The organism is Lactiplantibacillus sp. YT640, assembly GCF_049745435.1.
Lineage (GTDB): Bacteria > Bacillota > Bacilli > Lactobacillales > Lactobacillaceae > Lactiplantibacillus > Lactiplantibacillus plantarum.
This window is the reverse complement of sequence record NZ_JBMNVY010000019.1, coordinates 18,369-31,428: the sequence shown is the minus strand read 5'-3', so window position 1 is coordinate 31,428 and position 13,060 is coordinate 18,369. Positions and strand designations below refer to the sequence as shown.

9 protein-coding genes are annotated in these 13,060 nt (G+C 44.3%); 4 read left to right on the top strand and 5 right to left on the bottom strand.

All coding sequences use genetic code 11. The features are described from left to right. Position 1: 1 nt before the first annotated feature. Together ACOV1R_RS11390 and ACOV1R_RS11385 are read right to left on the bottom strand one after the other, a co-directional pair. Positions 2-1,492 (bottom strand): ABC transporter permease, encoded by a 1,491-nt coding sequence (locus tag ACOV1R_RS11390; RefSeq protein WP_021357846.1) that lies wholly within the window; start codon positions 1,490-1,492, stop codon positions 2-4. 97 nt (positions 1,493-1,589) lie between these two features. After that, complete coding sequence (locus ACOV1R_RS11385) at positions 1,590-3,557, bottom strand: peptide ABC transporter substrate-binding protein (protein WP_054519347.1); 1,968 nt, start codon at positions 3,555-3,557, stop codon at positions 1,590-1,592. Between the two features lie 326 nt (positions 3,558-3,883). Here ACOV1R_RS11385 and ACOV1R_RS11380 point away from each other — a divergent pair, with 326 nt between their 5' ends. Beyond that, complete coding sequence (locus tag ACOV1R_RS11380) at positions 3,884-4,669, top strand: tyrosine-protein phosphatase (RefSeq protein ID WP_015381019.1); 786 nt, start codon at positions 3,884-3,886, stop codon at positions 4,667-4,669. 78 nt (positions 4,670-4,747) lie between these two features. Here ACOV1R_RS11380 and cls read toward each other — a convergent pair whose 3' ends face one another. Beyond that, a complete protein-coding gene (gene cls / locus ACOV1R_RS11375) occupies positions 4,748-6,196 on the bottom strand; it encodes a cardiolipin synthase (RefSeq protein WP_164906258.1) in 1,449 nt (482 codons plus the stop codon). Between the two features lie 136 nt (positions 6,197-6,332). Between cls and ACOV1R_RS11370 the strand changes: the two genes are divergently transcribed. Further along, positions 6,333-6,482: a hypothetical protein gene (locus ACOV1R_RS11370; protein WP_003642495.1), complete on the top strand. Its 150-nt coding sequence runs from the start codon at positions 6,333-6,335 to the stop codon at positions 6,480-6,482. A 313-nt stretch (positions 6,483-6,795) separates the two neighbouring features. Here ACOV1R_RS11370 and ACOV1R_RS11365 read toward each other — a convergent pair whose 3' ends face one another. Next, complete coding sequence (locus ACOV1R_RS11365) at positions 6,796-7,278, bottom strand: hypothetical protein (RefSeq protein ID WP_003645475.1); 483 nt, start codon at positions 7,276-7,278, stop codon at positions 6,796-6,798. Between the two features lie 909 nt (positions 7,279-8,187). Here ACOV1R_RS11365 and ACOV1R_RS11360 point away from each other — a divergent pair. Further along, entirely contained in the window at positions 8,188-9,612 is a 1,425-nt protein-coding gene (locus ACOV1R_RS11360) for an amino acid permease (RefSeq protein ID WP_016511808.1), read from the top strand. A gap of 261 nt (positions 9,613-9,873) precedes the next feature. Then, positions 9,874-11,916: a KUP/HAK/KT family potassium transporter gene (locus ACOV1R_RS11355; protein WP_003643475.1), complete on the top strand. Its 2,043-nt coding sequence runs from the start codon at positions 9,874-9,876 to the stop codon at positions 11,914-11,916. A gap of 72 nt (positions 11,917-11,988) precedes the next feature. Here ACOV1R_RS11355 and ACOV1R_RS11350 read toward each other — a convergent pair whose 3' ends face one another. Next, complete coding sequence (locus ACOV1R_RS11350) at positions 11,989-12,933, bottom strand: cation diffusion facilitator family transporter (RefSeq protein WP_003642499.1); 945 nt, start codon at positions 12,931-12,933, stop codon at positions 11,989-11,991. Positions 12,934-13,060 lie beyond the last annotated feature (127 nt).

Here is a 13,060-nt window from a genome sequence, read left to right as displayed (position 1 = left end):
CCTAATCATCTCCCGTTGCTGTCAATTTAATTCGTGGATCTACAATCGTCATCAAGATATCGCCCAGCAAGATTGAAAAGACCGCAATCGTCGTAAAGATAAAGACTAGCCCAATCACAATCGGGTTGTTATGTGTTAAAATCGCATCCGGCAACATCTTACCCATGCCAGGCATTGCAAAAATCGTTTCAGTCATTGTCGCACCGCCAATCAAACCGATAATTGACCCTGGCAATCCTTGTACGATCGGTAATGAAGCATTCTTGAAGATGTGTTTCCGATAAATCTCGTTATCAGTCAACCCTTTGACCTTGGCAAACTTAACGTAGTCTGTTGACTGTTGGTCAACCATGTAACGGCGAAACCAAATGACTAAGCCTGAAACCGATAGCAACCCCAGGATCAAAGTCGGTGACACCCACGATGCCAGTACGCTCGCACCACTCATTGGAAAGGTATCTGGCAAGTTAAAGACGGCACTGCCGAAGTACCGGAACGCATAAATAAAGGCTAAGCTCGGAACCGCAATTAGGGCGGTCACAATCCCCGTACCGAGTTTGTCGAACCACTTACCCTTATAACGGGCCATCAAAATTGCCATTGGAATCGCAATCACATAGGCAATGATCAGTGCACCAAGTCCAGCTTTAAAGGAAGTTCCAATCATCGACGGATCATGATTCTCTTGGACCACCGCAGTGTAATTGTCACCGTATTGCGCTCGGGCAGTTGCATCTTGCCGACTAGTCGGCTGGTACTGACGCGTATAGACATCATCAGTGCTCAACATTTTTTGACCATTTGCAAACGTATACTGGTGCGTCACCGCCTCCCCCTGATGACTACCAATCACCTCAGTGACCCGTGTGCCAGCATAGGTTGGATAGGAAATCCCTAAGTTCAAATGGACGATGTTTTCATGTAGGTATGGAAACATCGAATTGACATATAATTGATACTTGTAGCGCGTGCCAGACCCAATCAAGCTCCAGCCGACAATCGGATCGTGGCTGATTTTTAAATACCGTGGTAACTTAGGATTAGCCGGATCGTGAATGGCCCATGGCGTATCGACCTGGATTAGTCCCGAATAGAACTTCACCAACCGTTGCCACAAGGGTAACTCACGGGTCGCATAATAATTCCCACTTTGCGGATAGCGATGAAGCGCATAGTGATACCGCGTTGCCCACTGCCGCAACCGGTTAATATTGACCGCAGTGTGCGCAGCCGTCACCGTTTGCCCCCGATTTGACGCTTGCGCTAGGAGTGACTTAGTATCCAGATAGTCGATATAATTCATCTTGCCATAGGCGGTATTCTCGTAATCGACCAACTGATCAGGACTAGTACTCAGCTTACTGATCATTGGATCGGATTTAAAAATATCACGCCGCGGAACTAACGAATAAATGATGATATAAGTGAGCGTTGTGACCAAGAAGATGCTCAGCAATGATCGCAACACCCGGTAAAACAAGTATTTCTTCACGACCCACCACTTCCTTCATAACTCGACACATTAGTAACAACAGATACAGAAAAAGGCTAGTCTTGCTAGCCCTCTTTTCCTTCACGCAAGGGCCGACCTAATTTGTCGGCATATCTTCCGCAATTTGTTTCCGCTTTGCGAGCCATTCCGCCCGCGCCTTCTTGGCTTCAGACGTCGTGACAGCATTTTCCCGAACTTTCAAAAACTTATAGCGACCAGCACCAAGCCCTGATGGTGCATACGGACCACTGAGCGGCTCGATTCGGCTGACAATCGCCCCAGCGCCACCCGAATTAGTTGGAATCACGATCCCACTATTCAACAACCAAGCTTCAGCTTTAGCGAACGCCTTATAGCGAGCAGCGGTATCAGTATTAATGGCTTCAGCTTTGGCCAATAACTTACTGTATTGATCAAAATCAACTGCTTTGATTGCGGCCGCATTGGAAGCCGATCCACCGGCTGTTGCGGTTGGATCTAATCCTAGGGTGTGCAAGTTCGCCCCAGAAACCGGGTTATAGATTTCGAGGTAAGTCGACGGATCGTCATAGTCTGGCGTCCAACCAGATCCATTACTAATATCAAAATCACTAGTTTTACCCGTCGTTGCGTTGAAAGTCGCGGCATTATACTTATCATCGCTCAACAGTTGTAAATCAATGATGACGTTTTGTTTACCCAGCGTGGATTCTACTGACTTTTTAAACGACTTAGCTTGATTCAGGAGTAATGATGATTTTTCATCTACTGGCAAATCGAGATGGATCGGGCCACTAACCCCTTGATCTTTCAATTCAGCCTTTGCTTTGACGAAATACTGTTTAGCTTTCGTCGGTTGATAAGTTCCATCCTGACCATCTGCCAACTTAATATCACTGAAGCCAGTATTCTGCATGTCTTCCTGAAGTTGCGTGCCATAATCCTTACCACCAATCGAAACAAATGATGGTGGGGTTAATTCATTACGCAACCCTTTATTAGCGCCAATCTTCCCGTTAACCTGCGCGTTGTAATCGGCTTTATTAAATGCAAATTGAACGGCCAACCGGAAATTCTGGTTCAAAATTGCCTTACGCGTATCCGCCTTTTGTTGATCAGTCTTCTTGGCGGTATCGTTGTAAGACTGGCGATTCAAGTTAAAAGTAAAGTTATAGACTGACGAATCTTGACTGGTCCACAGAACATTATTCTTGTTCTGCTTTAAAACCGTCTTATATCCAGCTGAGCCCGGATAAACCCGAGCATAGGTGTAATTGCCCTTCTCAAACGATTTATAAAGGCCATCTGGATTACTGCCATCATCAAAAGTAAGCGTAACCGCCTTTAAATAAACGTGCGACTTATCCCAATACCCGGGATTAGCTTTATACTTTAAGACGGACTTCGAGGTAAAGTTGGCAAGCACGTATGGCCCATTGTACAGGATGCCATCCGCAGTCACCTTACCAAAATCAGCCCCCTTTTGCTTTAAGAACTGCGCGTTAATTGGATACATCACGCCGTACGTTAGCTTGGAATTCCAATACGTCTCAGGCTTATTCAACCGATACTGCACGGTCGTCGCATTGAGTGCTTTAACACCCACGGTTGAGAAGTCCTTAGTCTTACCCGTCGCATAAGCATTGAGCCCTTTAATGCTATTTTGAACGACGTATAATTGCTCCGACTTTGCCGCAACCGCATGTTTTAGTCCGGTCACAAAGTCTTGGGCCTTAACGGTGCCATGCGTATTGCCTTCACTATCGACCCATTTTACCCCCGAACGTAAGTGATAGGTGTACGTCTTGCCATCTTTACTAACCGACCACGATTTAGCTAAGTCGCCAGTTAATTGTCCATACGGATTCCGTTCAAGCAACCCGTCTTCAAAGTTAGATACCACGTCGGTATTATTCTGCTTTGCCGAAACGGTGTAATCGAAATTATCAGGATCCTGCACATACACGTAGTTGAAATGGTCAGTCTTAACCTGCTTCTGATTACTTGCCTTGGAGCTCCCACACCCCGCTAGTAATAGTGTTCCAGCAAAGAAGGTTGCTGCCAACCAGCCTTTTTTTGCTCCCATTGTGTCCCCACCTTTTGTATAGTCGTTAGTTGATACTAAATAAAAATACGTGCCGCAATCATAAGCGGTTAGAGCTTTGATTTCAAGATGTTTTCTCATTATTTTCATGTTAAAACCTCATCAAGCGTCTTATAAATCCCACCACACTAAAGTTTCGTCGTGACGGCCGGTCACTTTGACAATGATTCTGTTGTGAAGTTTCCAAACCAACGTACCTACTTAAAAAATGGCGGCTGTGACTTTAACGACTGCTTGTTAATCACACCTGACACCAGCAATGAAAGCGGTTATAATAAAGCTAAATCACTAATCGAGGTAATCAGACTATGGAACACAATCGGGTCTTACGACTAGAACACGGCATCAACTTCCGAGAACTGGGGGGTTATGAGAACACCGCTGGTCAGACAATCAAGTGGCAAAAACTGCTGCGTTGCGGTGGCATGTCACTACTCACTAACCGCGATCTCACCTACTTGGATAACTACGGACTCCGTTATGATATCGATCTGCGCCAAGCCAATGAAGCTGAGATGTCTCCAGACCGTTATCCCAAGAATACTAAGTATATTAATACGTCTGTCTATCCGTTCACTGACAATCGTCGCTTTGATCGCCGTTTAAAACGGCTCATCAAGCGAATGGTCGTCGATGATTCCTTCAACGCACAAACATATGCGCAAATGGTTACGGATAGTCATGCCGTGAAAGTCTGGCAAAATTTATTTGCGACCCTCCTCACCAACGACCAGCCCGACCAATCGGTACTCTTTCACTGTGCTGCTGGTAAAGACCGAACGGGGGTCGCGGGTGCGCTCATTATGACGGCCCTAGACGTCCCTCGTGAAACGATTATGCAGGACTACCTGCTCACTAACGCCGTCTTCATGGCCGCAGACAGTATGGATACCGCTACGATCATTACCAAGGCCAATGCTGGTGACCTAGCTAGCCAATTCAACGTTGCCATGGCTGTTGAAGCCGACAATATGAAGATGGTCTTTCGGGTTTTCGACGACCTCTACGGCAATGGTATTGGTTATTTACGAGAAGTGCTTGGTCTATCCGTCGCAGATATAAATAATCTGCGCCAATTGTACTTGGACGATTAAGCACACTAAAAAGCTGATTTTAAAGAGTGGTTGACTCTTTAAAATCAGCTTTTTAGCAACGCCCGTTCATTTGTTTGATTATAAAATTGGTGATAAAAGCCGTGAGAACGTCTGCTTGAACTTCAACCAGAATGACTGATTCTTAAAATCTTGAACGGTAATCAGACTACTGATTTTTTGATCTTCTAAGAAAATCCGTTCCAACTCTTGTGCTAAATCAGCATCGTATAAAAAGGCATTCACTTCAAAGTTGAGCTTAAAGCTCCGGAAGTCCATATTAGCTGAGCCCACTGACGCCACCTGACCGTCAATGACAATGGTCTTAGCATGAATAAAGCCATTATTATAATAATAAATTTTAACACCAGCATCTGCCAGTTCCCGGGCATAGTACTGGGTTGCCCGGTAAACAAAGGCATGATCAGGTTTGTCCGGCACCATAATGCGGACGTCAACCCCTGACATCGCAGCGATTTTAATCGCATCTAATACGGAATCGTCCGGAATTAGGTATGGCGACTGAATCCATAAACGGTGTTGAGCTGTCATAATCATTTTAATATAACCCAATTTAATCTGTTGTGCATCACTGTCCGGACCACTGGAGACGATCTGTAATGAAGTATTCCCTTCAACGCGAATGACTGGGAACATATTAACGTCTGGCACGATTCGATGTTCCGCATCGGTGGCGTTCCAATCACGAATGAAACGTTCCTGCAATTCAAAAACTCCTGAACCGACGATCCGCAAATGGGTATCACGCCAGTAACCAAACTTCTTACTACGACCAAGGTACTGGTCACCAACGTTAAAACCACCGACGTAGCCGACCCGGCCATCCGTTACCACGATCTTACGGTGATCACGGAAGTTGAGACGGAAGTCCAAAATCGCTGAATGAGCACCCAAGAACGGTCGGGCATGCCCACCAAGTTCTTCTAAATGCTTAAAGAAGCTGCGGAACGTGCCCATCGACCCCCACGGATCATACAAGACACGAACGTCGACGCCTTGGGCTGCTTTCCGCTCTAAAAGGTGTAATAATTCATTTCCAATCTGGTCATTATAAAATGTGTAATATTCAATATGAATATGATTCTTAGCTGCTTCAATATCTTGGAACATCGCATGGAACTTCTCATGTCCATCCGTATAAATCTTGACCCGGTTTTTACGGCTTAGTAACGCGCCATCGGAATTCAAGAATAAACTGACCATCCCACGAACCGAGCTAGTGACCGCATCTGCGGGCATCAATTCCGTTCCCAGGGCTTCACGTTGCCGCTGAATCATCTGTTCGAGTCTAATTTGCGTCTCTTTACGTAACCGGAATAACCGGTTTTTTGGTAACTTACGACCGACAAAGGCGTACGCGATAAACCCAATAATCGGCAACCAAATCAACACGAGTAGCCAAGCCCAAGTGGCCGCGATGTCCCGATTACGATCCCGGAACACGGTAACGAACGCCGCGGCCGCGTTTAAAACGATAATTGTATAGAAAATTGGCTGAATATATTGCAATGGAGGCACCCACCTAATTTATTAATGATGGTTTTATTTTACCGCAGATAGTAGTGAGATAATAATCTTTTGCGAATATAATTTTTGCATTTAATCATTAAATAGCTAATAATTATGCTTAAGGAGGGCGCGTTCAATGCTTGCAATGCTTGGAATTCACGGCCTCGGCCCCATTCGCATGTTTCACTTAACCGAACACATTGCGGGTCCGCGAGCGGCCGTTGGTATTTTACTAATTATTATTTTATTAGCGGTCGTCTACCGTTACTATCGACGACATCGTTAATAAATCAAATCTTTGAAGCAGCTGGTGAAGTCTCCCAGCTGTTTTTTTGTGGGTCATTATCTTACGGATCGGTTTATTCAATCATTGCAGTATACCTCTGCTACCACCGGAGAAACTCATAACAAATATTTTTGACCAAGTTAAATCCTCAAATAAAAAAGTTGCGTTGATTAGACAATCAACACAACTCGATTCGACCACCCCTTCTGAACATCTGTTGTATGGCCTGATTGAGTTAACGCATTACCTACCCCATTTTTCAATGTAGGCCGATAGTAAACTAAATCATTGGAACCACCTGGTTAATGGCTTTTTATGAAATCGTTAGTTCACACAAAGACTTGTCGCTTAAAGCTTGGACGTAATTCGAACGTCCCGTTGCGCTGAGTTTTTGATTGGTATCGAGATAGATTTCACCCGTCCAATGCTTTATTTTTTTAGTCGGCGGTCTAACGATTACGCGATAGACGATGGGGCAATTTTTCAGGGTCATATTTTTTGATGACTGATGCAAAAACTTTTTGTATTTCTTACTTTCCGCTAATGTTTGGCTGGTTGCAAATGTGTATTCATACCAAATAATGCCGCTAAAAGGGCCGGATTCTTCCTTGATTATTGTGTTTCTCGAGACACGCACGTCATAAGGACTGCTTTTTAACATTGTTGTTAGTACAGTCCTCGCTTGATTTAACTCAATACGATTTTTAACGTACCCGTATAAACAGAAGCTACTAATAAGGATAATTGCAAAAAGCACGTAATGTGTAACGGTCTTTGCTTTAAGAAATGACGACATGACTAATGCCTCCCAACTTTATTATCTGGAAATAGTCTGGCAATGCTTTATACATTATGAATGCAGACGTACTAGTATCAATACTTTTATTACCAACACCAAACCAATCAGCTTGCTATCCCCTTTTTTGATTCAAGATCTGCCAGTCATTGCAATCACTAGCTTCGATACCAGCAACAATCAGCAGACCCAGTAGTCCACTAATTTCAAGTGGCCTTTAATATTGGTCAGGCCTTGATTTGCGTTCTCCTTTTGAATATAGCAAACGCCAAACCCATTGTCACCAACTAATGAATATCATTCGTATTTGTTAATTTTAGAATTGCAATCAAGTTTGTATTTGGAATAATAAAATTTATGCAAATGTGGTCAATAAATGTTGATATTGGAAGGTCGAGACGAATCACATCAGTTTCCCGTAGGCCGTTTTACCTGCAAGAAAATTAATTATCCAATTTGATTCATCAAAATACTTTAAGGATAATCATAATCCCATTTTATTCATATAATCGATATCAATAAAAAAGGGTTCCAATAAGCCGCTCACTCTCTCCAGTTCTTCAGGTTGCATCAATCAAGTGGCGATTTAGTGAGCCAAAACCATATTTCCTAAGGTCCTTCAATAATCCCCACTCACAATCGCAATCACAAGGTAAGTTAACCTTCAGAAAAACAATCCCCGCCATGTTCGCTATATCACCCTATTAATAGGCGTTGAATACCATAGCTAATTAATCACGATTAGTCAGACAATCAGCAAGAAGTCGCAGGATGTCGCGCGATTGCGTCCAATTATTTGGCTTTTAGTCACTATAGCCCATCAGAATATTTATTTTGGTCAGATTGACCATCGTAACTTTGTCAAAACCGATTAAACTAAAGCTATCACATCGAAATGGGGCGATGATTATGGATTTATCACACACGCGGTTACTCCGCAAAAAAGATATCAATGCCATGTTAGCCACTTATCACAGTCCGCTCAAAAAGGAACTTAAAACATTTGACCTAACGATGCTGGGAATTGGGGCCATCATCGGGACCGGGATTTTCGTTTTAACTGGTACGGGGGCCTTGACGGCTGGTCCCGGCCTAATGATCTCATTCGTCTTAGCTGCAATTGCTTGCCTGTTTGCTTCACTCTGCTACGCTGAATTCGCTGCGATGGTGCCTGAAAGTGGGTCAGCGTACACCTATGCCTACACAACCCTCGGCGAAATTGTTGCATTCATTATCGGCTGGGACTTGATGTTAGAATACCTTTTCGCTGTCTCAACCGTTTCAGCGGGCTGGTCAGGCTACTTTCAATCATTCTTGGCGGGCTTCGGCCTCAAACTGCCCGCTGCTTTGTCGGCAGCTGCAGGTTCCGTCCCTGGTGTGACCAGCTATTTTAATCTGCCGGCCTTCACCATTATTATCCTGATTACCACTTTATTGTCTCTCGGGGTCAAAGAAACTAAACGCGTCAATAACGTCATGGTAGTGATTAAATTAGCCGTTGTTCTTTTATTCATCTTTACCGCGGTGCGCTTCATCAAACCGGCAAACTGGAGTCCGTTATTACCATTTGGCTTCAAAGGGGTCTTCGGCGCAGCCTCTAGCGTTTTCTTCGCCTTCATCGGTTTTGACGCCATTTCATCCAGCGTTGAAGAAACATTGGAACCATCCAAAACACTCCCACGTTCCATGTTACTGTCTCTTGGTATCTGTACCATTCTCTACGTGGCTGTATCAGCCATCATGACTGGCGTGGTCCCATTTGAAACGTTTGCCAAGTACATTGATCATCCGATCTCGGCCGTTCTTATTTACTCCGGTCAAAATTGGATGGCCGGAATCATTGACCTTGGCGCGATTCTTGGTATGACCACTGTAATGTTAGTCTGTCTCTACGGTCAAACTCGGATTTCCTTCTCCATGTCGCGGGATGGATTACTCCCCCATGTCTTTAGCGATATTAGCGCCAAGACCGGTGCACCACTTAAATCAACCGTCTTGTTTGGGTCGATTGCCGCAATCATGGGTGGCTTTATTCCATTAGCTGACTTAGCTGAACTGGTGAATATCGGTACTTTGACTGCCTTTACCCTAGTTTCCTTCTCCATCTTACGGTTACGTAAAACACAACCAGATCTTCGGCGTCCCTTCAAAACGCCATGGGTCCCGTTTGTACCAATCATGTCAATCATCTGTTGTGTCTTCCTACTAATCAACCTGAAGCCTGTCACTTGGATTCGCTTCGTGGTATGGTTAGCCATCGGTATGGTCGTTTACTTTGGCTATTCCGTTAAACACTCCCAGTTGAAGACGAATACAGCCACTGATGAGAAATAATTGACTAGACTAATAAATTCAAAACTAATGGGTCGCTTCATTTCAGCGTTATCAACTGGAATGAAACGGCCCATTTTTTATCCTCTAAATACGAACAACCGGATTACTTATTGTACTCAACTTGAAGTAAAGTTCACCTAACGAAACGTAAGTTGAAACTTGTTAACATGAGCAAATTTTTAGTTTGTCTGGTTAACCCCTTTTGAAAAAAGCTAGTATAGTATGAGTCACAGTTCTAATTGAAGTGGGGGTCAATAATTCATGCGTAAGCAACGGATTCAGGAACGTTCATTGATTGGCATGTTAATCACATTAGGCGTCGTGTACGGGGACATCGGAACGTCACCGCTATACGTTATGAACGCCCTGATCAATGACGCGGGGCAACTTAAGAATGCAACACCTGATTATGTTATCGGCAGTGTTTCATTAATCTTTTGGACGTTGATGCTCATTACAACGGTAAAGTACGTCCTGATTGCTTTACGCGCTGATAATCATCATGAAGGTGGCATTTTCGCCCTGTATGCGCTGGTTCGTCACCGGGCCAAATGGTTAATTTTCGTCGCGTTGATTGGTGGCGCCGCTTTGTTAGCAGATGGCACCCTAACACCTGCTGTGACAGTCACATCAGCAGTTGAAGGCTTAAAGGGATTACCCAAACTGGGGGCTTTTTCCCAGTACCCGTGGCTCGTGCCTCTAACCGTTACGGTTATTTTACTGGTTCTCTTTATGATTCAAGGGTTTGGTACTGCCGTCGTTGGCCGGTCATTCGGTCCCATGATGTTGCTCTGGTTCACCGTCATCGGCATCTTCGGTCTGATCAACATCAGTCAGGCACCCGTCATTCTCAAAGCTTTCTCACCCGTTTACGCCGTACAAGTCTTATTCAATCCGGCTAATAAAATGGGAATTTTCATTCTTGGTAGTGTCTTCCTTGCAACGACCGGGGCTGAAGCGCTGTATTCTGATATGGGTCACGTTGGTAAAGCCAACATCGACGCCACTTGGCCGTTCGTATACACGACTTTGATTCTCAATTATCTTGGTCAGGGCGCGTGGATGTTAACCCATTATCAGGATGCGGCATGGCGCAATGCCACCAATGTCAATCCCTTCTATGCCATGGTTCCTGCGGGCGGTCAAATTGCAATGATTATCTTAGCCACGGCCGCAGCCATCATTGCGTCACAGGCCTTGATCACGGGCTCTTATACCTTAGTTGACGAAGCAGTCGGTTTAAAGTTCTTACCACGTATGATTATCAAGCACCCCAGTAACGTTCGGAGCCAGATTTATATTGGTGCGATCAACTGGCTGTTATGTCTGGTCACCTTAGGAATCGTTTGGCTATTTCAAACTTCAGCTCACATGGAAGCGGCGTATGGTTTAGCCATCACCTTAACAATGTTGATGACGACCATCCTGCTTAGCCAGTGGATTCACATGAAGGGCCACCGGGCGCTGGCGCTAGCTTTATTATTCGGCTTTGGCGCACTGGAGACCGTCTTTCTAACGGCTAGTCTGACCAAGTTTATTCACGGTGGCTATTTGACCTTGGGGCTGACCCTCGTCATTTTCTTGATTATGGTCGTTTGGTTCTTTGGTAATCGCCGGCGTTTGCGTTACAACCAGGCAAATGAACAGATTAGTCTGCTAGATTATCGTAATCAACTGATCCAGCTAAGCCACGATGATCACCTGCCAGTATTTGCAACGAACTTAGTCTACTTGGCTAAGGTCGACCATCAACACCGGGTTAAACGGTCAATTCTGTACTCGATTTTAGATAAGCGGCCTAAACGCGCTAAGGTTTACTGGTTTATTACCATTAATGAAACCAACCGACCTTATGATTGTAGTTACAGCATTGACATGCTAGGCACTCGAAATATCGTGGAAGTTCAACTCAACTTAGGTTTCCGTAAATCACAGCACATTAATTTATATTTGCGCCAAATTGTCACGAACTTAATTGCAGATCACAGCATCGATCCCCAATATTCCCGTTACGGAATCACACAACCTCGTCAAGTTGGCGATTTTAAATTTGTCGTTCAGAATCAGCAGATCATGGACCTTGCTAGCAACCCAACTATGGGCCAGTTCGATCGACTACTAATTGGTGGTCGCGTTCTACTACAAAACATCACCCCATCTCCTGCTATCTGGTACGGCTTAGCGTTTAGCGATGTCTTGGAAGAGACGATTCCTTTGTTCACGAAACCAGCAACAGACGCCACACTAACGAATTTGACGGTCCACCATGCCCGCACGCCGCAACGGAATTCGCGCCAACCATAAATAAAAGACTAGTTTCAAGGAATTCAACCTTGAAACTAGTCTTTTATTATTAAAATCTATCAGTCAACACACTTATGTTTGCGGCATAAACATTACCTTAGTGTCAATAATGCCATACTGATTTCGCATCACTTGCTCGATTCTTTCACTGAGCTGAAAGCTGGCTGCCACTGTCATTCGTGGTGACACTGCTATAACCAGCGACAAGGCCACTAAGCTCCCAGAATACTGGACATCAATTGCATTGACCTGATTCACACCATCAATTTGTTGAATCGTATTAATATAATTTTTTTCAACTTGTGGATCACTGTAATTAATTAGCTGCAACCCACTGTCCCGAAAAATTTGTAACCCAGCGGCAAAAATAAAGAATCCAATCACGATACTCGCAACACTATCTAACCAAGCAAATTTGAATAGTAAGACCCCACTTAATGAGATTAAAGTGCCAATGCTCGTTAACGCATCACTAAGACTATCCTTTGCCGCAGCCAATAGCGTCGAATTATCTAATTGTTGCCCACCGCGACGATTAAAGTACCAGACGACTAACATAACGATGCTCGCGATTGCAGCTCCCCAAACAGTTACACCGCTCACTGCTTGAACGGTGTGTGATTTAAACAAATTACTAACACCACTCACAATAACTTGTACCGCCATAACTAACATAATGACCCCACTCATTAACGTGAATAAGTCTTGTAAACGAAATCGCATCAATCGATTGCGACGTTCGGCCTCCCAGCCGTCCAAAGCGGTCACTTTACTTTGATGTGATTGATGATTATGAATGCCACCCCAGATACCAAGCGATAACAACCCCGATGAAACAATACCCGCAAAATTATTAAACGCATCCGCGTGCAAAGATTGCGAATGACCAATCGTTGCAAGCACTAGTTCGATTACAAATAGACTTAAATATGCTATCGCATTGCCCAACAAATGCCACAACGCACCTTGCATTCGCTTAATTTGGTCAGCTTCAATTTCTTGCCAGCCATCTAACACGGGATGTTGATTATTTGATTGATTAATCGTAATCGCCCCCTCCTAAACAGATTCCAACCGCTCACTCTAACACTTAGTCGAAATAAGTCAACCTTATACCACCTAGAACGCTGATAGCTTAACACTA